The 22,579-nt window shown below is 68.1% G+C and carries 24 protein-coding genes and 2 pseudogenes; 12 read left to right on the top strand and 14 right to left on the bottom strand.

From position 1 onward, the window contains the following. Positions 1–180 precede the first annotated feature (180 nt). The 3 genes and pseudogenes from B8W69_RS32040 to B8W69_RS32310 all read left to right on the top strand — a co-directional run. Entirely contained in the window at positions 181–369 is a 189-nt protein-coding gene (locus B8W69_RS32040; protein WP_065029241.1) for a hypothetical protein, read from the top strand. Positions 370–523: 154 nt separating this feature from the next. Beyond that, positions 524–1,138, top strand: a pseudogene (locus B8W69_RS32315) (DUF7159 family protein); the annotation flags it as partial. A gap of 300 nt (positions 1,139–1,438) precedes the next feature. Beyond that, positions 1,439–2,086 (top strand): annotated as a pseudogene (locus B8W69_RS32310) (Rv1157c family protein); the annotation flags it as partial. Between the two features lie 81 nt (positions 2,087–2,167). Here the strand turns inward: B8W69_RS32310 and B8W69_RS22700 are convergent. Together B8W69_RS22700 and B8W69_RS22695 are read right to left on the bottom strand one after the other, a co-directional pair. After that, positions 2,168–2,314, bottom strand: coding sequence for a hypothetical protein (locus B8W69_RS22700; RefSeq protein WP_003875447.1), 147 nt, complete (start codon positions 2,312–2,314; stop codon positions 2,168–2,170). A gap of 28 nt (positions 2,315–2,342) precedes the next feature. After that, positions 2,343–2,963: an HhH-GPD-type base excision DNA repair protein gene (locus B8W69_RS22695; RefSeq protein WP_110882024.1), complete on the bottom strand. Its 621-nt coding sequence runs from the start codon at positions 2,961–2,963 to the stop codon at positions 2,343–2,345. A gap of 46 nt (positions 2,964–3,009) precedes the next feature. Between B8W69_RS22695 and B8W69_RS22690 the strand changes: the two genes are divergently transcribed. Continuing rightward, positions 3,010–3,540 carry a nuclear transport factor 2 family protein gene (locus tag B8W69_RS22690; protein ID WP_245843338.1) on the top strand — a complete coding sequence of 177 codons (531 nt, stop codon included), beginning with the start codon at positions 3,010–3,012 and terminating at the stop codon, positions 3,538–3,540. Positions 3,541–3,585: 45 nt separating this feature from the next. Here B8W69_RS22690 and B8W69_RS22685 read toward each other — a convergent pair whose 3' ends face one another. Beyond that, positions 3,586–3,810 carry a DUF5302 domain-containing protein gene (locus B8W69_RS22685; protein WP_085292008.1) on the bottom strand — a complete coding sequence of 75 codons (225 nt, stop codon included), beginning with the start codon at positions 3,808–3,810 and terminating at the stop codon, positions 3,586–3,588. Between the two features lie 49 nt (positions 3,811–3,859). Then, complete coding sequence (locus B8W69_RS22680; protein WP_065127467.1) at positions 3,860–4,303, bottom strand: PPOX class F420-dependent oxidoreductase; 444 nt, start codon at positions 4,301–4,303, stop codon at positions 3,860–3,862. 74 nt (positions 4,304–4,377) lie between these two features. Between B8W69_RS22680 and B8W69_RS22675 the strand changes: the two genes are divergently transcribed. Then, positions 4,378–4,899, top strand: coding sequence for a DUF1697 domain-containing protein (locus B8W69_RS22675; protein ID WP_085292007.1), 522 nt, complete (start codon positions 4,378–4,380; stop codon positions 4,897–4,899). A 57-nt stretch (positions 4,900–4,956) separates the two neighbouring features. Here B8W69_RS22675 and B8W69_RS22670 read toward each other — a convergent pair whose 3' ends face one another. Then, positions 4,957–5,322, bottom strand: a complete 366-nt coding sequence (locus B8W69_RS22670) for an Rv1152 family transcriptional regulator (RefSeq protein ID WP_085292006.1) — start codon at positions 5,320–5,322, stop codon at positions 4,957–4,959. A 36-nt stretch (positions 5,323–5,358) separates the two neighbouring features. Here B8W69_RS22670 and B8W69_RS22665 point away from each other — a divergent pair, with 36 nt between their 5' ends. Further along, positions 5,359–6,072 carry an SIR2 family NAD-dependent protein deacylase gene (locus tag B8W69_RS22665; RefSeq protein WP_085292005.1) on the top strand — a complete coding sequence of 238 codons (714 nt, stop codon included), beginning with the start codon at positions 5,359–5,361 and terminating at the stop codon, positions 6,070–6,072. Between the two features lie 11 nt (positions 6,073–6,083). On the opposite strand, the gene B8W69_RS22660 is transcribed toward B8W69_RS22665, so the two are convergent. Together B8W69_RS22660 and B8W69_RS22655 are read right to left on the bottom strand one after the other, a co-directional pair. Continuing rightward, on the bottom strand, positions 6,084–6,713 hold the full coding sequence (locus tag B8W69_RS22660; protein ID WP_085292004.1) for a class I SAM-dependent methyltransferase: 630 nt from the start codon (positions 6,711–6,713) through the stop codon (positions 6,084–6,086). A gap of 66 nt (positions 6,714–6,779) precedes the next feature. Beyond that, on the bottom strand, positions 6,780–9,125 hold the full coding sequence (locus B8W69_RS22655) for an MMPL family transporter (protein WP_085292003.1): 2,346 nt from the start codon (positions 9,123–9,125) through the stop codon (positions 6,780–6,782). Positions 9,126–9,435: 310 nt separating this feature from the next. Between B8W69_RS22655 and B8W69_RS31855 the strand changes: the two genes are divergently transcribed. Further along, positions 9,436–9,558, top strand: a complete 123-nt coding sequence (locus B8W69_RS31855) for a hypothetical protein (RefSeq protein ID WP_085981634.1) — start codon at positions 9,436–9,438, stop codon at positions 9,556–9,558. A 143-nt stretch (positions 9,559–9,701) separates the two neighbouring features. Here B8W69_RS31855 and B8W69_RS22650 read toward each other — a convergent pair whose 3' ends face one another. Beyond that, positions 9,702–10,463, bottom strand: a complete 762-nt coding sequence (locus tag B8W69_RS22650) for a 3-hydroxyacyl-CoA dehydrogenase (protein WP_085292002.1) — start codon at positions 10,461–10,463, stop codon at positions 9,702–9,704. 48 nt (positions 10,464–10,511) lie between these two features. Next, positions 10,512–11,603: a CaiB/BaiF CoA transferase family protein gene (locus B8W69_RS22645; protein WP_085292001.1), complete on the bottom strand. Its 1,092-nt coding sequence runs from the start codon at positions 11,601–11,603 to the stop codon at positions 10,512–10,514. Positions 11,604–11,723: 120 nt separating this feature from the next. Between B8W69_RS22645 and B8W69_RS22640 the strand changes: the two genes are divergently transcribed. Continuing rightward, the gene (locus B8W69_RS22640) at positions 11,724–12,536 is read left to right on the top strand and encodes an enoyl-CoA hydratase (protein ID WP_085292000.1); all 813 of its coding nucleotides are present in this window, start codon (positions 11,724–11,726) and stop codon (positions 12,534–12,536) included. A 90-nt stretch (positions 12,537–12,626) separates the two neighbouring features. Next, on the top strand, positions 12,627–13,970 hold the full coding sequence (locus tag B8W69_RS22635; RefSeq protein ID WP_085291999.1) for a DUF2867 domain-containing protein: 1,344 nt from the start codon (positions 12,627–12,629) through the stop codon (positions 13,968–13,970). Between the two features lie 2 nt (positions 13,971–13,972). On the opposite strand, the gene B8W69_RS22630 is transcribed toward B8W69_RS22635, so the two are convergent. Continuing rightward, positions 13,973–14,695, bottom strand: a complete 723-nt coding sequence (locus B8W69_RS22630; RefSeq protein WP_085291998.1) for a CPBP family intramembrane glutamic endopeptidase — start codon at positions 14,693–14,695, stop codon at positions 13,973–13,975. Beyond that, positions 14,692–15,840, bottom strand: coding sequence for an NAD(P)H-binding protein (locus B8W69_RS22625; protein WP_085291997.1), 1,149 nt, complete (start codon positions 15,838–15,840; stop codon positions 14,692–14,694). The genes B8W69_RS22630 and B8W69_RS22625 overlap by 4 nt, the downstream gene beginning before the upstream one ends. Before the next feature lie 71 nt (positions 15,841–15,911). On the opposite strand from B8W69_RS22625, the gene B8W69_RS22620 reads away from it, so the two are divergent. The 3 genes from B8W69_RS22620 to B8W69_RS22610 are packed head-to-tail and all read left to right on the top strand — an operon-like array spanning position 15,912 to position 18,540. Next, positions 15,912–17,006: a type III polyketide synthase gene (locus tag B8W69_RS22620; RefSeq protein ID WP_085291996.1), complete on the top strand. Its 1,095-nt coding sequence runs from the start codon at positions 15,912–15,914 to the stop codon at positions 17,004–17,006. A gap of 20 nt (positions 17,007–17,026) precedes the next feature. Further along, positions 17,027–17,527: an isoprenylcysteine carboxyl methyltransferase family protein gene (locus B8W69_RS22615; RefSeq protein WP_085291995.1), complete on the top strand. Its 501-nt coding sequence runs from the start codon at positions 17,027–17,029 to the stop codon at positions 17,525–17,527. Then, on the top strand, positions 17,524–18,540 hold the full coding sequence (locus B8W69_RS22610) for an NAD(P)/FAD-dependent oxidoreductase (protein WP_085291994.1): 1,017 nt from the start codon (positions 17,524–17,526) through the stop codon (positions 18,538–18,540). Before B8W69_RS22615 ends, B8W69_RS22610 begins: the two co-directional genes overlap by 4 nt. 109 nt (positions 18,541–18,649) lie before the next feature. Here the strand turns inward: B8W69_RS22610 and B8W69_RS22605 are convergent, their stop codons facing one another. The 3 genes from B8W69_RS22605 to B8W69_RS22590 form a co-directional block, all read right to left on the bottom strand. Then, complete coding sequence (locus B8W69_RS22605) at positions 18,650–19,441, bottom strand: crotonase/enoyl-CoA hydratase family protein (protein WP_085291993.1); 792 nt, start codon at positions 19,439–19,441, stop codon at positions 18,650–18,652. Continuing rightward, positions 19,438–20,586 (bottom strand): thiolase family protein, encoded by a 1,149-nt coding sequence (locus tag B8W69_RS22600; RefSeq protein WP_085291992.1) that lies wholly within the window; start codon positions 20,584–20,586, stop codon positions 19,438–19,440. The genes B8W69_RS22605 and B8W69_RS22600 overlap by 4 nt, the downstream gene beginning before the upstream one ends. 424 nt (positions 20,587–21,010) lie before the next feature. After that, positions 21,011–22,279 (bottom strand): cytochrome P450, encoded by a 1,269-nt coding sequence (locus tag B8W69_RS22590; RefSeq protein WP_085291991.1) that lies wholly within the window; start codon positions 22,277–22,279, stop codon positions 21,011–21,013. Positions 22,280–22,579: the final 300 nt, after the last annotated feature.

Below are 22,579 nucleotides of genomic sequence, written 5' to 3'. Positions count from 1 at the left end.
CCACCGGTGGTGGTCACCACCGCACCGCCGGCGCCCGTTTACACCCCGAGGCACACGGCGCCACCGACAACCGCGCCGCCGCAACCGACGATCACCACGACAGTTCCGCCGCCACCGATGGAAACCACCACGCCACCGCCGCCACCGCCGCCGCCGACCACCACCAGCACGACGGTGCCGATGACGACGGAGTGGATCCACGTTCCGCTGCTGCCGATACCGATTCCGGTGCCGGTTCCCCAGCAGCAGGCCCCATCGACCCCGCAATACCCGCAATATCAGCCGTATCCGGGGAACCAGTATCCGGGGAACCAGTATCCGCAGTATCCGGGGAACTCGCAGAATCCGTTCCTCGGACCGGGTTATTAGCGTCGTTCCTGCGTACGGACATCTCCTGCGCGACTAGCCACACACGCGTAACGTCTAGGTCACCAAGTTCAGACGGGTTCGTCCGTCATGCCCTCGCGAAGGGCATTGAAAAAGACCTTGGAGGCGTTACGTGGACATCGTGCTTGGGGTGTCGATGGCTCCCAGGACAGTCCGCCTGGTAGCGATCGAAGGCCAAAATGCTGACGGCGTGACCGTCGAACAAGAAGAGTTCGCGGTTGGGGCCGCGGGGAATTCGGCTGCCGGTGCGGTCGATCAGGTGATCGACGCGATCATCGGCAGCCGCGAAGGCGTGTTGGAGGGCGGTCACCGGTTGACCTCGACCGGGGTCACCTGGAGTGACCCCGCAGGCGTCGGCGCGTTACGGGACGCGATCGCCACCTACGAGCTGGGCGGCGTGATGTTGGTCGCACCGTTGCTCGCCGCGGCCGCGCTGGCGCAGACCGTCGGCTACGCGCTGGGCTACGAGCGCCTCGCGATGCTGTTCGTCGAGCCGGCGAACGCGACGCTGGCCGTGGTGGAAATTGCCGACGGCTCCATCGTCGACCTGCACCGGCGCCAGACCGGCGACGCTCGCGCGGGAGGCCTGGCCGCGGAACTGGCGACGATGGTCTCCGGTCTGGACGCGCGCGGGTCCCGGGCCGACGGTGTGTTCTTGATCGGCTGCGGAACCGACATCGTGCCGCTGAAGTCCACGCTCGATGTGGCAACCTCACTTCCGGTCACCGGGCCCGAGGAGCCGGACATGGCCCTGGCCCGCGGGGCGGCGCTGGCGTCGGCGAACGCCCCGCTGTTCGCGTCCTCGACGGCGGCCCTGGCCTACGCGCTGGACCCGGGCACCGGAGAGCTGAACCCGCCCGCGATCAGCCCAACCTACCTGGACGCCTGGGACAACGCCGACTTCGGGACCGACGCCCGGGCGTACAGCGCCGTCCCGGACGAGGACGACAAGCCCCCGCGCCGGCCCTGGTCCGTGCTGCTGGCCGGTAGCGCCCTGGCCGCCATCGTCGCCGCGATAGGCGGGGTGGTGTTGGTGACGTTGGCGTCGGATCGCCCGGGGTCCGACGTTCATCACAATTCGGGCGTCAGCGTCGCCACGCCGGGGGTCCAGCTGCCCGCGCCGCCGCCGCAGGCGCCCCCGCCGAGCAACCCGCCGCAGGCGCAGCTGCCGGGTCCGAGTCCCGCGCCGGCGCCCGGCCCGTCGGAGGTGGCCGCCCCGGCCCCCGCGCCGGCACCGGCACCCGCACCCGACGCCGCTCCCGCGGCGGCGGCCCCGGGTTTCGGCCCTGACACGCCGCCCACGCAGGACTTTATGTACCCGTCGATCGGCTCCAACTGCCTGGCGGACGGCACCAGCGCCATCGCCACCGCATTGTCGGTGGCGGGTCCGGCCAAGATTCCCGCTCCCGGCCCGGGGCCCGGCCAGACCGCCTACGTGTTCACCGCGGTCGGCACGCCCGGACCCGCCGAGGTGCAGAAGCTGCCGCTGAACGTCACCTGGGTGAACCTGACCACCGGCAAGTCGGGAACCGTCGCCCTCCAGCCGCGCCCGGACATCAACCCGGAAGGCCCGACCACCTTGAGCGCGATCGTCGACACCGGCTCGGGCAGCATCATGTCGACGATTTTCGGGCAGGTCACCACCAAGGAAAAGCAGTGCCAGTTCTTGCCCACCATCGGCTCGACGGTGGTGCCGTAACGGATCGGCGCCGCCGCTGTCTCGTCGCCCTGAATGCGCGTGTCCCCGACCGGGGGCACGCGCATTCGCGTTCGGCGGAAGCTAGTACGCCATGAACAAAATGGCGTCGCGGTCGTACTCGAGGCCAGGATGAACGCTGGCGAGGTGAGCCTGGGTCAACTCGACCAGTTCGTCCTCGTCCTTGCCGACGATGGCTTCGCCGCACGGACACGTAATGTGTGTCTTCACGTTGTCGCCCTTCCCTTCTGTGGACCTGCTACTTCGCCGCTTTGGCTGCCGCTTTCATCTGCTTTTTGTAGGCGCGCACTTTCCCCATCGACTGGGCGTCGACTATGTCGGCGACGGATATGTGCGCACCTGCCTTGCCGAAGTCCCCCGCCGCCGCGCGCCAGCCTTTCGGCGTCACGCCGTACTGCTTGCCCAGCAGTGCCAAAAAGATCTGCGCTTTGACGTCGCCGAATCCGGGCAGTCCTTTGATCCGCCGCAGCAGCTCGCTTCCGTCGGGGTCGCCGGCGGTCCACAATCCGGCCGCGTCGCCGTCGTAACGGTCCACGATGATCTGGGCCAGCGTTTGGATGCGCTTGGCCATCGACCCCGGAAAGCGGTGTATCGCAGGCCTTTGCGAGCACAATGCGGCGAACTTGTCGGGGTCGTAGTCCGCGATGTCGGCGGCGTCGAGGCTGCCCATCCGGTCCGCGATCCTTTTCGGCCCGGCGAACGCCGTCTCGAAGGGGACCTGCTGATCGAGAACCATCCCGATGAGCAGCGCCAAGGGACTCTCGTCCAGCAGCCTGTCGGCCTCAGGATCTTGAGCGAGGCAAATTTTCACCGTCAACGATCTTCCTTCCGCTGAAACATCCTGGGACCGGGGACCCATAGGTCGCAAGACTACTCACCAGCAATGACCGCGTTATCGTGGCGTGGTGGTGGATGAGGGCAAACTGGCGCTGATGCTGGCGCGCGACGAGCTGCACCAGCTCGTCAACGCCTACTGCCGGGCCGTCGACCGCGCCGACTACGACACGCTGCGCAGCCTGTACCACCCCGAGGCAACCGATTCGCACGGCTCGTTTTCGACCGGCGGCGTCGACCAGTTCATCGCGCAACTACAAGCGGCCGAACCGTATGTGCGTGTCTCCCAACACAACATCACCACCACGAACTTCGTGGTCGACCGCGACACGGCGCGCGGTGAGATCTACTGCACGGTGTTTCACACCTTCACCGGCCCCGAGCACGAAATCGACGTCATCATCGGCGGGCGATATCTGGACACGTACACCAAACACGACGGAAACTGGAAATTCAGTCAACGCACCATCGTGGCGGACTGGGCATACCAAAACGACCCGTCCCGAGTGAACTTCGAACACCCCAGCACCCGGGGCAGCCTGCGCGGCCGACCCGGCCAAGCCGACCCTTCGATCGGCCTGTTCATCGCGCCGGAAGGCTGAGCCCCGCGAAACACTCCGGCTTACAGCATGTTTCGCCAGCGACCGTCAGCCGCTCTTGCGGCGGAACTCCCGGCGGTTGCCCACTGCGCCGTGCGCCCGCGATTGCTTGCCCGCGCCGTCCTTGTGGTCGGACCCGCCCGAGGATTTCGCCATCTTGCGGTCCAGGGCTTCGCGGAATTTGCGCTTGGTGTCGTCGTCCGACCCGGGCGATCCCGCGGCCCCCGAAGGCTCCGACGACTTCGAACCCTGCCGGGCATTCGATTCAGCCATAGGGGCAGCCTAGCCCCGGTCTTCCGAAACGGCTGGATGGGCGGCGCGGTTACCGCATGCCCGGCGGCATGCCGTACAGGTGCGAGATCGGCAGCGTCAGCAGCACCCGCCGGTCGGTGACCATGGCCTCCCGGTATTCGTCCCAGTCCGGATGTTCACCGGCGATGTTGCGATACAACGCAATCAGCGCCTCGACGGTGTCGTCGTCGGGCGCGGCCGCGGGGGGCGTCAGCTCGGCCGTGCCCTCGGCGACGGCGTACGACCAGCCGTCGTCGGCATCGACCAGGATCGAGGCCCGCGGGTCCCGACGCAGGTTGCGGGTCTTGGCGCGGGGCTCGGTGATCGACACCTGGATCGCCACGCTGCGCGGGTCGAAGTGATAGCTCACGTTCGAGAGCTGCGGCCGCCCGTCGCGCTTGATGGTGGCCAGCACCCCGAGAGAGTGTCCGCTGATCAAGGCCAGCAATTTGTCGTCGAAGACTTGGCGTCCCATGACGAAAGCCTACGTCGCGACGGCCAGGGCGGCCCGGCATGTTTGCCGCGCGGCCGACCTGGTGGAATCGAGGCATGACCAAGTACGCGGCGTTTCTGCGTGGCGTCAACGTCGGGGGCGTCAACCTCAAGATGGCCGAGGTGGCGGCCGCGCTGACCGAGGCGGGATTCACCGAGGTCCGGACCATCCTGGCGAGCGGCAACGTGCTGGTGGAGTCGACCGCCGGCGTGGCATCGGTGCGCAAGAAGGCCGAAGCCGCGTTGCGTGACCGGTTCGGCTACGACGCGTGGGTGCTCGCCTACGACATCGACACGGTGCGCGCGGTGGTCGACGCCTACCCGTTCGAGCGTGAGCTCGACGGCTATCAGTCCTACGTCACGTTCGTCGCCGACCCGGCCGTGCTGGACGAGCTCGCCGCGTCGGGCAAGGACGCCGGCCCGGACGAGAAGGTTCGCCGCGGCGACGGCGTCATCTACTGGCAGGTCCCCAAGGGCGGCACGCTGGACAGCCGCATCGGCAAGACGATGGGTAAGCCGCGGTACAAGTCGTCCACCACCACGCGCAACCTGCGCACGCTGGACAAGGTGTTGCGCTGAGGACCCGCTAGCAAAACGGCTGTGCGCCAAAAGTTTTCGACGATCGCCGAGTACTCGTCACTCGTCGGGCACCGCTTCGACGTAGCGCACCGCGTCGGCCTTGTCCAACCCCAGTCCGCGCGCAACCCGAACGTACTCGCGGGCCGCGGCCGCCATCGCGGCGTCGGTCGGGTCGTAGCGGGCGACGAAAGTGCCGAAGCGCCCGCGGGTTTCGATGATGGCGGAGCTTTCCAGCTCGCGGTACGCGCGCGCCACGGTGTTGACGGCGACGCCGAGCTGGCCGGCCAGGTCCCGGACGGTCGGCAGGCGGGTGCCCGGCGGTAGCGCACCCTCCCGGACTCCGTCGATGACCTGCGTCCTGAGCTGGTCGAACAACGGCTTGCCCGCCTTCATGTCGACCTTCAACCAGTCACCCAGCTCCACCCGTCCAGTATCCCCCACCCCGGCTATCTTGGTGGGATGCGAGTAGCGGTGCTCAGCGGCGCGGGAATCTCCGCCGAAAGCGGTGTGCCGACCTTCCGCGACGACAAGAACGGATTGTGGGCCCGCTTCGACCCTTACGAGCTGTCCAGCACCCAGGGATGGCGCGACAACCCGCAGCGGGTCTGGGGCTGGTATCTCTGGCGCCACTATCTGGTCGCCGACGTCCAACCGAATGCGGGTCACCATGCCATCGCCGCCTGGCAAGACGACGCCCGGGTCAGCGTCATCACCCAGAACGTCGACGACCTGCACGAGCGCGCGGGCAGCCGGTCGGTGCACCATCTGCACGGCAGCCTGTTCGAATTCCGTTGTGCGCGTTGCGGTACGCGCTATTCCGGTGCGCTGCCCGCCATGCCCGAACCGGCGCTGGAGGTGGAGCCTCCGGTATGTCACTGCGGCGGGCTGATCCGGCCCGACATCGTGTGGTTCGGTGAGCAACTGCCCGACGAGCCGTGGCAGCGTGCCGTCGAGGCGACCGAGGCCGCCGACGTCATGGTGGTGGTGGGGACCTCGGCGATCGTCTATCCGGCGGCGGGGCTGGCCGAGCTGGCGCTGTCCCGGGGCACCGCGGTCATCGAAATCAATCCCGAGGTCACGCCGCTGTCGGGCAGCGTGACGATCAGCATGCGTGCGACCGCCAGCGAGGCTCTGCCCGGTTTGCTGCAACGGCTACCGGCGCTGCTGACCTGACGGGCCGGCCGTCAGGGCCGGCGCGCGCGGCCGAGCAGCAGCTCGGAGACGGGCATCGGCGCCCAGACCGGCAGCGTGAATTCGCGCCGCGAGGTGTCGATCTCGAACCCCGCCTCGATGATCGAGCGCTCGGTGTCACGGTGCGTATGGCAATTGCCGAACAGCCGCGGCCACAGCGTCGCATCGGCGAAACGCTGGAAGCGGCCCCGCGCACCGGCACTGGCGATGTGCTCGAGATAGCGCAGCTCCCCGCCCGGTCGCAGCAGCGAATACAGGCGCCGTAACACGCCGCCGGGGTCGCGCACCGAGCACAGCACCAGCGAGCACACCACCGCGTCGAACGGCTCGCCGCCGCTGAACGATTCGGCCGTCTCGCCGGTCACCACGACGCGCGTGGGTACCGCTTCCGCCGCGGCCCGGGCCTGGGCCGCCAGCCGCGGTTCGGGTTCCACCGCCACCACCTCGTCGACCGAGTCCGGGTAGTGGGGAAAGTTGGTGCCGATTCCCGCGCCGATTTCCAGCACCCGGCCGGACAGGCCGGCCAGATTCTCCCGGCGCAGGGCCCGGATCGCTCCGGCTTCATGGGTGGCGACGACTGGCCAGACGCGCGCGAAGAACGGGTTGTCGACCACCGTTGTCATATGTATGTGAACCTTCCGACTCGGATGAGCCTCACAGTAGGGTCCGCAACGACGAACCGGTCGGTGTTAAACGGAATTGGGTACCGGTTCGCCGACCGGCCTGGGCAGCTCGACGGGTTCCGCGGCCGGCTCGAGGTATTCGAGGGTTTCTTCGGGGTCGCCCTCACTGATGCCGAACCGGTCATGCAGCCACGCCAGGGGTTTGGGCGCCCACCAATTCCATCGACCCATCACGTGCATGAAGGCCGGCACGACCACCATCCGCACCAGCGTGGCGTCGGCCAACACGGCGAGCGTCAGGCCGAGGCCGAACATCCGCATGAACGAGACGTGAGCGGCGATCAGTGCGGCGAACGACATCGACATCACCAACGCGGCCGCCGTGATCACCCGTCCGGTGCGGGCGACACCGAGCGCCACGCTCTCGTCGTTGGCGGCGTGGGCCTGCTTCGCGGTCGGCCTCGCCGGCCGCGCGGCACCGGACGCCAGCCAGTACTCGCGGATCCGGGACAGCAGGAAGACCTCATAGTCCATGGACAGCCCGAAGGCGATGCAGAACAGCAGCACCGGCATGTTGGCCACCAGCGTTCCGCTGGGCGTCGTCCCGAGCGCACCCAGGTGTCCGTCCTGGAAGATCCACACCAGCGCGCCGAACGCCGCCGTCAGCGACAGGAAGTTGCAGGCCAGCGCCTTGGCCGGCAACAGCACGCTGCCGGTGAGCAGGAACAGCAACACGAAGGTGATCGCCGCCATCAACCCGAGAACCAGCGGAAGCCGGTCGGTCACGGCGTCGACGCTGTCGCGGTTGACCTGCGCGACCCCGCCCATCTGGACGGAGCGGCCCGCGGGTCCGGGCACCTCGTGCAGCCGATTGAGCTGGGTGTCATTCGCCGTGGAAAACAGCGGCGCCGTGCTGCTGACGGTCAGGAAGGCGCTGCCGTCGCGCAATCCGGTGGCCCCGGCCGGCGGCCCCACTCGGTTGCCGGCCGTGAAGGTGCCGCCGGGGGCTGCCACCGCTGACACGTCGGCAACCCGCGACAGATCGGCGGCGTAGTGGTCGAGGTCCGCCGGGCGCAGGCCGGTCGCGTCGGGGATGACGACGGGCACCGACGTCGCCAAGTCGTGCGCGAAATCGTTGCGCAGCTGGTCGCCCACCTGATGCGCCGACGCCGACCGCGGCAGCACCCGGTCGTCGGGGAAGCCCCAGGTGACGCGCAGGAACGGATACCCGAGCAGCAACAGCAGCGCAACGACGGTCAGGCCGATCGGCGCCCAGCGGCGCATCACGAACTTGGTGGACCGATACCAGAACAGCTGCTCGGCGGATTTGTGCACCGGCTCGGGGCGGCCCAGCATGCGACGCCCCAGCCGGCGCACGTTCAGCGAGTCCAGCCGGGGGCCCAGCAGCACGATCGCGGCCGGGGTGATCACGATGGAGGCGGTCGCGACGAAGGCGACGGTCGCGACGCCGGCGTAGGCGAACGACTTGAGGAAGTACATCGGGAAGGCCACCGTCGCCGACATCGACAACGCCACGGTCACCGCAGAGAACAGCACCGTTCGCCCGGAGGTGGCCATGGTCCGGATGAGCGCTTCCTCGCGGTCGTGGCCCTCGGCCAACTCGTCGCGGTAGCGGCTGACGATCAGCAGGGTGTAGTCGATGGCCAGGGCCAGGCCCAGGGCGGTGCTCAGGTTGAGGGCGAAGATCGAGACTTCGGTGGTGAAGGTGATGAGGCGCAACACCGTCATCGACCCGACGACGGCCAACGCGCCGAGCGCCATCGGCAGCGCCGCGGCCAGCAGGCCGCCGAAAACCCAGATCAGCACCAGGAAGCTCAGGGGCAGCGCGATCAGCTCCATGACCAGCAGGTCGGCCTGGTTCTGCGTGTTGATCTGCGCGTACTGCATCGCCGAGCCGCCGGCGCGGACGGTCACGCCGTCGCGGTCGTGGATGAACTGGTCCGCCAATGTCTGCGCGTTGGCCTGGGCGTAGTTCTCGCCGCCCTTGAGGTTGACCACCACGAGCCCGGACTTGCCGTCGCGGCTCACCAGGTCGTCGGGCTGCCCCGGGGGGGCGGGAACAGGTCGAGTCCACGGCGAGGAAACGTTGTAGACCAGCGGGGAATTCTGCAGCTGATCGACAAGGCCGGTGCCCACCTTGCGGGCCTGTTCACTGTTGGTGCCGCCGGGGGCGGTCACCAGGATGAGCACCTGCTGGCCGCTCTGCCCGAACTTGTCGCTCAACACGCTGATGGCGTGCGCCGACTCGGAGTCCGGGTCTTGGAAGCCGCCCGGCGACAGGCTCTTGGCGACGGGGACACCGAAGACGGCGGCGGCGATGAAAACCAGCACACCGGTCGCGATGATGCGGCGGGGCGCCCTGATGGCGACTCGGGCGATTCTTTGCAGCATGTGGTGCCCTTCCGCTGCCGGTGCCCCATTGCGCTGGCCGCTGGCTCATCCCGCGACAACCTAGCAAACGCTAGTTTCCACGCGTCCAACAGTGTTCTCTCTAAGCACGCAAATGGTGCCTGGAGCGTTCAACGACGAGTTTTAAACCGCGCCGACGGTAAGAGTCCAGCCAGAAAAATGTGTCGTAATTAAGCAGCTCACGGCCTAAATCGCCGCGCCTGCGCCGGTCAACCTACTTGCCGGTAAATTGCCAAGATTTTCCGAATCGTGACTCAAAGATTCCTTAATGGTGGCCCATACGCTCAGTGTCATGTGGATCGACGACACAAGTGCCGACGTCATCAAAGTTGACTTCGAAGCCCTCTACCACGGCGACGTGCTGGTAGAAGGCGAGACCTCCGAGCAGTTCGAAGAACTGCAAGCGGCGAGCTGAGGCAGAGATGAGCATGCTCGCACGGCTGTTAATGGCCGAACCCAACGTCAGTCGGTGGTTCCGCAAGTAACCATCGGTCCTGGTTTTCACGAAAGCCCCCCGCGGATGCGGGGGGCTTTCGTTTTGTCCGACGGCGGTGCGGCTCAGCGAGGCGCCATGCGGATGGCGCCATCCAGGCGGATGACCTCGCCGTTGAGCATCGGGTTCTCGACGATGTGGACGGCCAGGGCGCCATACTCGTCGGGGTCACCCAGCCGGGCCGGGTGCGGCACCTGCTTGCCCAGCGAGGCCTGCGCCTCCTCGGGCAGCGAACCCAGCAGCGGCGTCTTGAACAGGCCCGGCGCGATGGTCACCACGCGGATGAGCTCGCGCGACAGGTCGCGCGCGATCGGCAGGGTCATGCCGACGACGCCGCCCTTGGACGCCGAGTAGGCGGCCTGGCCGATCTGGCCCTCGAACGCGGCGACCGAGGCGGTGTTGATGATGACGCCGCGCTCCTCTCCTTTCGGCCCAACCGGTTCAGTCTTGGCGATGCGCTCGGCGGCCAGCCGCAGCACGTTGAAGGTGCCGATCAGGTTGACCCCGATCACCTTCTTGAAGCCGTCCAGCGGGAAGGGGCCGTCCTTGGACAGCGTCTTGATGGCGTTGCCGATGCCGGCGCAGTTGACGTTGATGCGCAGCGTGCCCATCGACTCTGCGGCATCCAGCGCCTTGCCGACGCCGGCCTCATCGGTGACGTCGGCCTCGACGAAGCGGGCGCGATCGCCCAGTTCGCGGACCGCTTCTTCGCCGCGCAGGTCGATGACCACCACCTGGGCACCGCGGTCCAGCAGTCGCTTGGTGGTGGCCAGGCCCAGGCCTGACGCTCCCCCGGTGACGACGGCAACGGCGTCTTTGATCTCCATCCGAGTCCTTCCTAATTCGCTCGAGTCCAGCCAACTGGTTGGTTGGGACTATACCCAGTCCTTGAGTACTGCTTCGGCGTCGGCCACCGGCGCCGCGCGACGCGGTGTCTCCGGCGCGGTGCGGGAGAACCGCGGCGCCGGCAGCGGCTGCAGGCCGCCGTCGACCTCGTAGAAGGTGTTCCGCTCGGTGATGTGCGGCTCGGTCTGCACCTCGCCGAACGCCAGGATCGGCGTCACGCAGGCATCGGAGTCGGCGAACACCTTGGCCCAGTGGTCGCGGTCCTGGCTGCCGAACTTCTCGGTCAGCACCGCCCGCAGTTCGGGCCAGCGACTGACGTCGTTCTGCCCGGGCAGGTCGGCGCCATCGAGACCGAGCCCGGTCAGCATGGCGGCGTAGAACTGCGGCTCGATGGCGCCGACCGCCACGTAGCGACCGTCGGCGCATTCATAGGTGTCGTAGTAGGGAGCGCCGCCGTCGAGCAGGTTGGTGCCGCGGGCGTCGGTCCACATGCCCGACGAACGCATCTGCCACATCATCTGCATCAGCACGCTGGAACCATCTACCATCGCGGCGTCGACGACCTGCCCCTTGCCGGAGGTCTGCCGCTCCCACAGTGCCGACAGGATGCCGAGCAGCAGGAACATCGAGCCGCCGCCGAAGTCCCCGACCAGGTTCAGCGGCGGGACCGGCCGCTCGTTCGCCCGGCCGATTGAGTGCAGGATGCCGTTCAGCGAGATGTAGTTGATGTCGTGACCCGCCTGCTGGCTGCGCGGGCCGGTCTGGCCCCAGCCGGTCATCCGGGCGTAGACCAGCCGGTCGTTGACCTTGGCGCAGTCCTCGGGGCCCAGTCCGAGCCGCTCGGTGACACCGGGACGGTAGCCCTCGATCAGCACGTCGGCCTTCGCGATCAGCTTGAGGACGAGGCCGCGGCCTTCGTCGGACTTCAGGTCGGCGGTCACCACCCGCCGGTTGCGCATCATGGCGTCCTTGGCGACGCCCCCGGAGCCCCCAGGGGCTTTAGCCGGGCGATCGATGCGTACCACGTCGGCTCCCAGATCCCCCAGGATCATCGCCGCGTGCGGGCCGGGGCCGATGCCGGCCAGCTCGACAACACGAAGTCCCTTCAACGGTCCAGCCACGATCCACCGACCTTTCGTCTGCCCTGACGCCGTTGACCGTTCGCAACCAAACAACCGGCCGTTCGACATCTTCGCAGCCGTGCCGGAAGGCCGCGCATCCCGGTCACTTATGGTGACCCCATGCCTTCATCCGCGCTCGCCACCCTCACCCCAGTCGCAGGCCTGGACGTCACGCTGTCCGACGGCGTGTTGTCGGTGACCATCAACCGGCCCGACAGCCTGAATTCGCTGACCATCCCGGTGATCACCGGCATCGCGGACGCGATGGAGTACGCGGCCACCGACCCCGAGGTCAAGGTGGTGCGGCTCGGCGGCGCGGGACGCGGCTTCAGCTCCGGTGCGGGCATCAGCGCCGACGACGTCTCCGACGGCGGCGGCGTCCCGCCCGACGAGATCATCCTCGAGATCAACCGGCTGGTGCGCGCGATCGCCACGCTGCCGCACCCGGTGGTCGCCGTCGTTCAGGGCCCCGCGGCCGGCGTCGGCGTCTCCATCGCCCTGGCCTGTGACGTCGTATTGGCTTCGGAGAGCGCGTTTTTCATGCTCGCCTTCACCAAGATCGGGTTGATGCCCGACGGCGGCGCATCGGCGTTGGTGGCGGCCGCGGTCGGCCGGATCCGGGCCATGCAGATGGCGTTGCTTCCGGAACGGCTGACCGCCGCCGAGGCGTTGTCGTGGGGCCTGGTCACCGCGGTCTATCCGGCCGGCGATTTCGACGCCGAGGTGGACAAGGTGATCGCACGATTGCTGGGCGGCCCGGCGGTGGCCTTCGCCAAGACCAAGCTGGCGATCAACGCGGCCACCCTGACCGAGTTGGACCCGGCTCTGCAGCGTGAGTTCGACGGTCAGTCGGTGCTGCTGAAATCGCCCGACTTCGTGGAGGGCGCAACGGCCTTCCAGCAGCGGCGCGCCGCCAACTTCACCGACCGCTGAAAGTTGTTGCGGTGATCGGCCGCAACGCTTAATCCCGCTGTGATGCGGTAATCCTCCTCGTCACACCAATTGACGAACGACGGAGGATCGATGCCCGAACAGGTTCGGTGCCTGATAACCGGAGCGACCGGCTACATCGGCGGGCGCCTGGTGCCCCGGCTGCTCGACGAGGGCCATCGCGTTCGGGCGTTGGCGCGCAACCCCGACAAGCTCGCGCGGGTGCCGTGGCGGCACCAGGCGGAGGTGGCGCGCGGTGACCTCGGTGACGTCGATTCGCTGATCGCCGCGTTCGACGGCATCGACGTCGTCTATTACCTGGTCCACTCGATGGGCACCTCGAAGGATTTCGCCGCCGAGGAAACCCGCGCCGCCCGCAACGTCGTGGCGGCGGCCCGGCGTGCCGGGGTGCGGCGAATCGTGTACCTCAGTGGGTTGCATCCCGAAAATCGTGATCTCTCAACGCATCTGGCGTCACGTAAGGCCGTCGGGGACGCGCTGATCGACTCTGGCGTCGAGACGGCGGTGTTGCAGGCCGGGGTAGTCGTCGGCTCGGGGTCGGCGTCGTTCGAAATGATCAGGCACCTCACCGACCGGTTGCCGGTGATGACCACCCCGAAATGGGTGCACAACAAGATCCAGCCGATCGCGGTGCGCGACGTGCTCTACTACCTGGCCGCGGCGGCGACGGCCCAGGTCCCGACGTCGCGCACCTGGGACATCGGCGGGCCCGACGTGCTGGAGTACGGCGACATGATGCGGGTTTATGCCGACGTGGCGGGCCTGGGCAACCGCTACCTCATCGTGCTGCCGTTTCTGACCCCGACGATCGCCAGCCTCTGGGTGGGGACGGTGACCCCTATCCCGCCCGGCCTCGCGCGACCGCTGGTCGAATCGCTGGAGTGCGACGCGGTGATGCGCAACCACGACATCGACGGCATCGTCGCGCCACCGCCAGGCGGCCCGACCGGCTACCGGCGGGCCGTCGAACTCGCACTTGCCCGCGCCGCTCGTGGCGTCCCCGAACCGACATGGTCGTCCTTGCGGACCGAACCGGCCGAAGCGCTGCCCACGGACCCGGACTGGTCCGGCGAGATCGTCTATGCCGATGTGCGTACCGCCACAACCACCGCCGCGCCTGGGAGCGTCTGGAAGGCAGCGGAGGACGTCGTGAACTCGCGGGCAACCGGCTGGAAGGTCGAGGAGCGCGCGGCGGGATCCCTGTTGCGGCTGAGTTCTACAAAGCGAGCGCCGGGACGCGAGTGGCTCGAAATCGCGGTCACTGCCCAAAACGGTCGCGGCACCCGCTACACCCAGCGGTCTACCTTTCTGCCGAAGGGCTTACCGGGGCGGGTGTACTGGTTCTTCGTTCGGCCAGTCCACTCCGCCAGGATGCGCGCTTTGGCCCGCGACGTCGTCGCGTCGGCGCACGAGTGAGCTCAGACGCCAAACATCGGGGGCAGCGCGAGAACCATGATCAGTCCCCACACCAAGTGGGTGAGCACCGGCGCCAGGACGCCGCCGGTGGCACGGCGCTCGAACGCGCAGACCGTCCCCAGGATGATCGCGGCGAAGCCGAGCATCGGGTTGCCGCTGGCCAGCGTCGCGCATGTATAGAGGACGGTCGAAATCACGACTGGGTGATAGCGACCCAGGGCTGTGTAGAGTGCGCCGCGAAAGAACACTTCCTCGGCGACGCCGTTGATCAGCGTGATCGCCACGATCACCGGATACCACCCGTGGTGGGCGTAGAGCAGCACCCGGGTTATCAACTCCGCCACGGGCGTGATCTGCCGGACGATCAGGCCGCCTATCACGAAAACCCCGCCGAGCAGGAGGCCGATCGTCGTCCCGGTGATGACCGGCCGCTGGTTGCGACCCCGCCAACAGATGCCGCCCAGGTGCAGCGGGCCGGAGATCAGCGCTCCTGCGGTCCACACCGCCGCGAGCGCGAGAGTCAGCCAGTAGAAGCTCTCATCCCCCGGATGGCGCCGCAACGAAAACCCGAGCACCCCGGCGCCGAGGATCACCGTGATGGCCACCAGGATCCGCCGGCGCCGCACCACGCCGGGCGACTCATGTTGGGGCACAGCAACATTGGTGACCGCTCGGCGCAACTCGCTGAAGGCGCCGGTGTGATACGGACTCGTCGACTGGGTCATGCGGGATGCACCTTCGGGGTCAGGGCGATCAGGATGTCGAGGCCGGTGCGTACCGCTCCGGCCACCGGTCCGGGGACCCTGTTCACCAGCCCCAGGGTCGGCCGCACGACCGACGGGGTGACCCGCCGAGCGACTCGGCGGATGCGCAGCGCGTCGCCGCCGGCCCAGACGGGATCGGTGTTGGCGAGGTGGTGCGGATCGGCCAGGGCATTGACGGGACGCGGCCGGTGCGTGGACCGGCCGGCCAAGGCCAGGGCCATGGACTCGTCGATGCCCAGCAGGCCGCCGGGCGGGTCGGGAACCCGATCGCGCAGGCCGCTGGCCGATGCCACCATCGGGTGGTCCAGCGATTCGACCAGATCGCCCGCCAGCCCCGGCGGCACCGGCAGCGCGACGCCGGTGATCAGCGAGGCCAGCGCGGTGTCGATCCTGCCCACCGGCACGCCGGTGTGCCAGCGCCCGGAGACCCGCGCATACGCCTTGAGTAGGTCCCGATAGGTCGTGGTGTCCGGGCCTGCGATGTCGTACGCCCCGGCGGGCACCAGGTCGCGGTCGGCCGCGGCGACGAGATAGTGCAGGACATCGCGGATGGAGATCGGGTCGATGGGGTTGTCCATCCAGCACGGGATCGGGATCAGCGGGAACCGGTCGCCGACGTAGCGCATCATCTCGAACGACGTCGAACCGGCGCCGATGATGATCGCCGCGCCCAGCCACACCAGCTCGGGGCCGTCCGGGATGGTCAGCGCCTGGGCCACCTCGGCCCGGCTGGTCAGGTGCTCGGACAGGTCTTCCTCGGCGGGCACGAACCCACCCAGGTAGACGATGCGTCGCACCCCGGCTTCGCGAGCCGCCGCCGCGAAGTTTGCCGCCGCGGACTTGTCGGCGTCGCGAAAACCGGGCTGACCGATCGCGTGCACCAGGTAATACGCCACGTCAACGGGCCCGCAACTGGCGAAGGCGGAGGCGAGCGACGCGGGGTCGGCGGCATCCAATTTCACCGGTGTGACGTCGTCGAACCAGCCGAAACGCTTGAGGCGCGCCGGTTTTCGAGTCGCCGCCGCCACTTGGTGCTGATCGGCCACCAGCGCGGTGACCAGGCGTGATCCCACATAACCGGTGGCACCGGTGACCAGAGCCCGCATACCCCGACCCTAGCGGCCCGACCGCGCGGCGGGCATTTGAACCGACGGCGCGGCGGCACCGTCACCCCTACATGGACCATCAGGGAAGCCGTGATTTCGCCGGCTCGACGGGCATTGCGCTGAAAGATCCGACCATCGCCGGCGTCGCGGTGAAGTTTCCACCTAATCGCTATACCCAAAGCGAAGCCATCCAGGCGCTGACCGACATCGCCGGCCCGGACTTTCAGCGCTTCGCCCGCAGCAGTGGGGTCGAGTTCCGCAACACCGCGCTGCGGCTGCCCCGCTACCGCGAGCTGAGCGGATTCACCGAGGCCAACGACGCCTATCTCGAGGTCGCGCTGGACCTGGGCGAGCAGGCGCTGCTGGCCGCGCTGGACCAGGCCAAGGTCAAGCCGTCGGAGCTCGACATCGTGTTTTCGACGACGGTCACCGGGCTGGCCGTGCCGACGCTGGAGGCGCGACTCGCGACGCGGGTTGGCCTGCGGCCGGACGTCAAACGCGTCCCGCTGTTCGGGCTGGGCTGTGTGGCCGGTGCCGCCGGCGTGGCGCGCATGCACGACTACCTGCGCGCCTTCCCCGACCAGACGGCCGCACTGCTCGCGGTGGAACTGTGCTCGCTGACCGTTCAGCGCCAGGACAATTCGGTCGCCAATCTCGTCGCCACGAGCCTTTTCGGCGACGGCGCGGCCGTGGTGATCACCGAGGGCGCCCACCGGGCGGGCCACGAACACACCGGCCCCCGGGTGCTGGCGACGCGCAGCCACATCTATCCCGACACCGAAGAGATCATGGGCTGGAAGATCGGCGGTAACGGCTTCCGGATCGTGCTGTCCGCCGACGTCGCCACGATCGCCGATAAATACCTGGGCGATGACGTCCGTGATTTCCTCGCCGACCACGGGCTGACCTCGCGCGATGTGGCGACGTGGGTATGCCATCCGGGCGGACCGCGGGTGATCGAAACCGTCGAGAGCGCCCTAAACCTCCCGGTGGACGCGCTCGACCACACACGAAAATCGTTGCGAGAGAACGGAAATCTGTCGTCGGTCTCGGTGCTCGACGTGCTTGCGGCGAACATGGCCGATCCGCCGCCGACGGGGTCGATCGGCCTGATGATCGCCATGGGCCCGGCGTTCTGTTCCGAGCTGGTACTGCTGGCCTGGTAGGGCTGGTAAAGACTGTAGCCATGTATTACCTGCTGGTGCTAGCGGTCGGACTCGAGCGCGTCGTGGAGCTGGTGGTGTCCACCCGCAACGCACATTGGTCGTTTACCAAGGGCGCCAAGGAGTTTGGCCGATCGCACTATCCGGTGATGGTGACCATTCACACCGGGCTACTGGTCGGCTGCCTCGTCGAACCGTGGGCGCTGCACCGGCCGTTCATCGCATGGCTGGGCTGGCCGATGCTGGCGGTGGTGGTGGCCAGCCAGGCATTGCGGTGGTGGTGCATCACAACGCTGGGCCGACGATGGAACACTCGGGTGATCGTCCTGCCGCAGGCGCCGTTGGTGCGGCAGGGTCCCTATCGCTGGCTGCACCATCCGAACTATGTTGCAGTGGTGGCCGAGGGGGTGGCGTTGCCGCTGGTGCATACGGCGTGGCTGACCGCAGTCGTTTTCACGCTGGCCAACGCCGCGCTGCTCAGGGTGCGCCTGCGGGTGGAGAACTCCGCGTTGGGTTACACATGAGCGGCTACGACGCGGACCTGTTGATCGTCGGTGGCGGACCGGGCGGCCTGGCCACGGCGTTACACGCTCGACGCCTCGGACTGTCGGTGATCGTGGCCGAGCCGCGCGACGGGCCCATCGACAAGGCCTGCGGCGAGGGTTTGATGCCCGGCGGGCTGGCCGAACTGACCTCGCTGGGCGTGGATCCCGTCGGCATGCCTTTTCACGGGATCGCCTACGTGAGTGAACGACGGCGGGCCCAGGCGCGCTTTCGCGACGGGCCGGGACGCGGCGTGCGGCGCACCACGTTGCACTCGGCGCTGGCCGCGCGGGCCAAAGAGCAAGACACCGACTGGATCCGCACGCGGGTGACCAGCGTCGCGCAAGACGCGCACGGCGTCTCGGCCGCCGGGGTGCGCGCGCGATGGTTGGTAGCGGCCGACGGGCTGCATTCCCAGGTTCGGCGCGCCGTCGGAATCACCGCGACGGCGGGGACCCCCCGGCGTTACGGCGTGCGGTGGCACTACCGGGTGCCGGCGTGGTCGGATTTCGTCGAGGTGTACTGGTCGCGCTGGGGCGAGGCGTACGTGACGCCGGTCGAGCCGGATCTGGTCGGTGTGGCTATCCTGTCGCGTGGCCGGCCCGACCTGGCCTGGTTCCCGCGCCTGGCCCGCCGGCTGCACGGCGCCAACCCGGGGCAGCACCGCGGCTGCGGCCCGCTGCGGCAGGTGGTCTCGCGACGGGTCGCGGGGCGTGTGCTGCTGGTGGGCGACGCGGCCGGCTACGAGGACGCGCTCACCGGCGAGGGCATCAGCCTGGCGTTTAAACAGTCCGCCGCGGCCGTCGACGCCATCGTCAACGAGGCGCCGGCGTCATACGAGCAGGCGTGGCGCCGGATCACCCGCGATTACCGGCTGCTCACCCGCGCGCTGGTGCTCGCCAGCACGCCGAGGGTGGTGCGGCGCGCCGTCGTCCCGACGTGCACGCTGCTCCCCCCGGTGTTCGACCGCGGCGTCAACATCCTGGCCGGGTAGTCCCCGATGGTGGCGACCCGCTTCGCCCGGCTGCGCCGCGCTCGCGATCGCCACTAGTCCCGATGGTGGCGACCCGCTTCGCCCGGCTGCGCCGCGCTCGCGATCGCCACTAGCGCGCCTTCCAGACCGGCTCCCGCTTCTCGGCGAACGCCAGTGGACCCTCCTTGGCGTCTTCGGACTTGAGCAGAACCCGCATCTCGCGCACCGTGCGTTCCCAACCAGGTTCGTCACCGACGACGACCCCGTCGTCGACGCCGTAGGCGATCCGCTTGCTGGCCTGCACCGACAACGGCGCGTTGACGGTGATCCGCGCAGCCAGCGCCAGGGCGGCGTCCAGCACCGAGCCCTGGGGGACGACCTCTTTGATCAAGCCCCACTCGCAGGCGGCGGCCGCGGTGAGCGGCTCGCCGGTCAACAACAGCTGCATACCCACCTTGCGGGGCAGCTGCTCGGCGATGCGGAAAACGCCACCGGCAGCGGCGATGAGCCCCCGCTTGACCTCGGGGAGGCCGAACTGCGCGCGCTCGTCGGCCACCACCAGGTCACTGGCCAGCGCCAGCTCGGTGCCGCCGCCCAGGGCGGTCCCGTTCACCGCCGCGATCGTGGGCTTGTCGATGAAGTGGTGGACGTAGCCGGCGAAGCCCCACTCGGGGTGATCGGGGTGATAGAGGTTCTCCCGCCGGGCGATCGCCTTGAGGTCGGCCCCGGCGCAGAACGACTTGTCGCCCGCGCCGGTGACCACCACCGCCCGCACCTCGGGGTCGTGCTGCGCCTCTTCGAGCGCATCCCCGAGGCCGATGCTGACGGCGGCGTTCACCGCGTTGCGGGCTTCCGGCCGGTTGATGGTTATCACCATCACGTTGCCCCGGCGTTCGGCCAGGGCCCCCGGCCCCTGGGTCACAACAGTTCCACGATGGTGGCGTTGGCCTGGCCGCCGCCCTCACACATGGTCTGCAGGCCGTACTGAATTCCCTTGTCCCGCATGTGATACAGCAGGGTTGTCATTATCCGGGCACCGGATCCACCGAGCGGGTGGCCCAGCGCGATGGCACCGCCGTTGGGGTTGAGCTTCGTCTCGTCGGCGCCGATGTCCTTGAGCCAGGCCAGCGGAACCGGCGCGAACGCCTCGTTCACCTCGTAGGCGCCGATGTCGCCGATGGACAGCCCGGAGCGCTTCAGCACCTTCTGGGTCGCCGGGATGGGCGCGGTCAGCATGATCACCGGGTCCGCGCCGGCCAGGGTCGCGGTGTGCACCTTGGCGATCGGCTTGAGCCCGAGTTCCTTGGCCTTCTCGGCGGACATGAACAGGATCGCCGCCGAGCCGTCGGAGATCTGCGACGAGTTGCCGGCGTGAATCACGCCGTCTTCCTTGAACGCCGGCTTCAGCGAGGCCATCTTCTCCATCGGCGTCCCGCGGCGGATGCCTTCGTCTTTGAGCACCACGTTGCCGTCCTGGTCCTTGATGCCCACGATCTGGTCATCGAAGGCGCCGGCATCCTGTGCGGCAGCGGCCTTTTCGTGCGAGTCGAGGGAGAACTGGTCGAGCGCTGTACGGTCGAATCCCCACTGCTCGGCGATCATCTCCGCGCCGATGCCCTGGTTGGGGATCTGGCCCTGGTAGCGGTCCAGGAAGGCCTGCGGGTACGGTCGCCCGCCGTTGGCCAGCGACGCGCCCATCGGGGTCCGCGACATCGACTCGACACCACCGGCGACGACGACGTCGTAGTGCCCGGCGATGACTCCGGCGGCGGCGAAGTGGATGGACTGCTGGCTGGATCCGCACTGGCGGTCCACGGTCACGCCCGGGACGGTCTCGGGCCAGCCGGCGGTCAGCAGCGCGGTGCGGCCGATGTCGAGGGCCTGCTCCCCGGCCTGCATGACGCAGCCCCAGATGACGTCGTCGACCAGGCCCGGGTCGACGCCGGCCTTGTCGACCAGGCCGTTGAGCACCTGTGCGGACAGATCCGCCGGGTGCACCCCGGACAATCCGCCATTGCGCTTGCCGATCGGTGAACGCACTGCCTCGACGATGACGGCTTCAGCCATGGTCTTGTCTCCTTTGACACGTGGACTTCGAAAAAGAGTGGAGTCTTGCGTCGATTGTCAACCAAGGGGTTGGGCGGGCGAAGCTCGGGGTGCTTCTGGGCACGGAAGCCGGCGCTCAGCGCTGTCCTCGGAACCAGAAATTTGTTCTCTTCGCTCGCAGAGCGGCGCAATAATGGTCGAGTGAAGCCGAGCGTGTGCAGCGGACGCTCGTAACCGAACCTGCGGTAGAAGGCCGCGGCGACGATCAGCACGTCCGGCGTGAGCATGCCGCCCGAGTGGTTGCCGACAATCAGGACACCACCGTCGGCCGGCAACGATTCCAGCCCACGCACGTCGAAGCGAAACCAGGCCCGCGCCTACGGTTCTGCCGCACCGACCAAGCGCTCGGTGAAGCCTGGGTCCCACTCGCCGATTTCGCGGTCACTCAAGAAATCGGCGTGAATTCGAGGTGCAACTCGGACAGACCCCGCATCTGCCACGTCGGGTCGTAGGTGTAGCGGCGGGCGTCCGGCGGTCCGTGCTCGGCCTCCGTGATGGCGATGTCCGCCATCCGGTCGAGTATGCGGTTCAGCGAGATTCGCCCCTCCGCGCGGGCCAATGGTGCGCCCGGGCAGGAGTGATTGCCGCGGCCGAAGGCCACATGCTCGCGCACGTTCGGCCGGTCGATGCGGAACTCGTCGGGCTGCTCGAACTTCCGTGCATCCCGGTTGCTCGCGCCGGGCAGCAGCATCATTGTGCTGCCCGCCGGGATCTCGGTGTCACCGATCGAGGTCGTCGTGCGGGCCATCCGGAAGTGGCACTTGACCGGACTCTCCATGCGCAGCGTCTCTTCGACGAAATTCGGTATCCGGCTGCGGTCTTCGCGGAGCAGCTTCTGCAAGTCCGGGTTCTCGGCGAGCGTGCGGACCCCGAAGCTGAGCAGCTTGGTCGTGGTTTCCTGGCCGGCCGCGAACAGGAATGTCGCCAGCCGGACCACGTCGATGACTTCGGGAGTCGAGCCGTCGGGGTACTTCGCCTGGGCCAGCTCGGTCAACACATCCTCGCGTGGCTGCCGGCGGCGTTCGGTGATGTGGGTGGTGAACTTGTCGTCCAGGTACTCCAGCGGATTGTGCGCGCGCGTCACCGAGTCGTCCCCGACCCCACCGGAGAACTTGCCCGAGAACACATCCCGAAATTCTTCGTGGTCCTCGACGGGAACTCCCAGGAGGTCGGCGATCACCAACCCGGAGAACGGCCGCGCATAGTCGTCGAGGAATTCACAGCTGCCGCGGGACAAGAACTCGTCGAGCTGCTGATCGGCGAGCCGCCACATGAAGTCTTCATTTTCCTTGAGCCGCTTGGGTGTCAGCAGGCGGCTGAGCAGACCCCGCGTCCGGGCGTGTTCCGGTGGATCTTGAGTCACGATGTGCTCGCTCATCGGGATCTGCGAGCGATGTTGTTCGATCAGGCTGCCGATGTCGTCGCCCTCGGGCTCGAACGCCAACCCCGAAAACGGCCCGGCGACCGAGACACACGACGAGAACGCCGGATCTTTGTAAACGGCGAGCGCCTCGGCGTGTCCCGTTACCGCCATGACGCCCTGATCGGGTCGCGGCAGCACCGGGCAGCGCGCCCGCAGATGATCGAAGTAGGGATACGGGTCCGGAATCAGGGACACGTCAGTGAAGAAATCAACCTTTTCGAATTCGCTCAACAGGACTCCTAGGCATCCACGTAACCGCCCCTCACCCACGTCAGCCCGGGCGACGTAACCTCTCTTGCCAATCTAGATCTGAACAAATATTAGGTCAAGCTGCCGGCTCCGGTGCGGCCGCGCGCTTGCCCGCTGCGCGCGGCACCTACCGCACCGTCAGCGCTGTTGCCGCCAGTTCTTCGGCGGCGTGTACAGCGACGGTCACCTGCAGTTCATTTCTCCTGGGTCGACGGCGCATACGGTCCCCGGATCTGAGCACGCCTGCACCCGGGCCCGGTTGGTGGCCGGCGTCAGACGGCA

Source organism: Mycolicibacterium vulneris, from assembly GCF_002104765.1.
GTDB classification, from domain to species: domain Bacteria; phylum Actinomycetota; class Actinomycetes; order Mycobacteriales; family Mycobacteriaceae; genus Mycobacterium; species Mycobacterium vulneris.
The sequence above is the reverse complement of the archived record's forward strand: the minus strand, read 5'-3'. Positions and strand labels throughout refer to the sequence as shown.

Excerpts from the sequence above, each read along its gene's own strand:
- B8W69_RS22600 (WP_085291992.1), bottom strand. The coding sequence starts at position 20,586 with ATGGCTGAAGCCGTCATCGTCGAGGCAGTGCGTTCACCGATCGGCAAG.
- B8W69_RS32040 (WP_065029241.1), top strand. The coding sequence starts at position 181 with ATGACGACGGAGTGGATCCACGTTCCGCTGCTGCCGATACCGATTCCG.
- B8W69_RS22610 (WP_085291994.1), top strand. The coding sequence starts at position 17,524 with ATGAGCGGCTACGACGCGGACCTGTTGATCGTCGGTGGCGGACCGGGC.
- B8W69_RS31855 (WP_085981634.1), top strand. The coding sequence starts at position 9,436 with ATGTGGATCGACGACACAAGTGCCGACGTCATCAAAGTTGACTTCGAA.
- B8W69_RS22630 (WP_085291998.1), bottom strand. The coding sequence starts at position 14,695 with ATGACCCAGTCGACGAGTCCGTATCACACCGGCGCCTTCAGCGAGTTG.
- B8W69_RS22675 (WP_085292007.1), top strand. The coding sequence starts at position 4,378 with ATGACCAAGTACGCGGCGTTTCTGCGTGGCGTCAACGTCGGGGGCGTC.
- B8W69_RS22695 (WP_110882024.1), bottom strand. The coding sequence starts at position 2,963 with ATGGGTCCCCGGTCCCAGGATGTTTCAGCGGAAGGAAGATCGTTGACG.
- B8W69_RS22635 (WP_085291999.1), top strand. The coding sequence starts at position 12,627 with ATGCCCGAACAGGTTCGGTGCCTGATAACCGGAGCGACCGGCTACATC.
- B8W69_RS22685 (WP_085292008.1), bottom strand. The coding sequence starts at position 3,810 with ATGGCTGAATCGAATGCCCGGCAGGGTTCGAAGTCGTCGGAGCCTTCG.
- B8W69_RS22665 (WP_085292005.1), top strand. The coding sequence starts at position 5,359 with ATGCGAGTAGCGGTGCTCAGCGGCGCGGGAATCTCCGCCGAAAGCGGT.
- B8W69_RS22625 (WP_085291997.1), bottom strand. The coding sequence starts at position 15,840 with ATGCGGGCTCTGGTCACCGGTGCCACCGGTTATGTGGGATCACGCCTG.
- B8W69_RS22680 (WP_065127467.1), bottom strand. The coding sequence starts at position 4,303 with ATGGGACGCCAAGTCTTCGACGACAAATTGCTGGCCTTGATCAGCGGA.
- B8W69_RS22655 (WP_085292003.1), bottom strand. The coding sequence starts at position 9,125 with ATGCTGCAAAGAATCGCCCGAGTCGCCATCAGGGCGCCCCGCCGCATC.
- B8W69_RS22620 (WP_085291996.1), top strand. The coding sequence starts at position 15,912 with ATGGACCATCAGGGAAGCCGTGATTTCGCCGGCTCGACGGGCATTGCG.
- B8W69_RS22640 (WP_085292000.1), top strand. The coding sequence starts at position 11,724 with ATGCCTTCATCCGCGCTCGCCACCCTCACCCCAGTCGCAGGCCTGGAC.
- B8W69_RS22650 (WP_085292002.1), bottom strand. The coding sequence starts at position 10,463 with ATGGAGATCAAAGACGCCGTTGCCGTCGTCACCGGGGGAGCGTCAGGC.
- B8W69_RS22615 (WP_085291995.1), top strand. The coding sequence starts at position 17,027 with ATGTATTACCTGCTGGTGCTAGCGGTCGGACTCGAGCGCGTCGTGGAG.
- B8W69_RS22660 (WP_085292004.1), bottom strand. The coding sequence starts at position 6,713 with ATGACAACGGTGGTCGACAACCCGTTCTTCGCGCGCGTCTGGCCAGTC.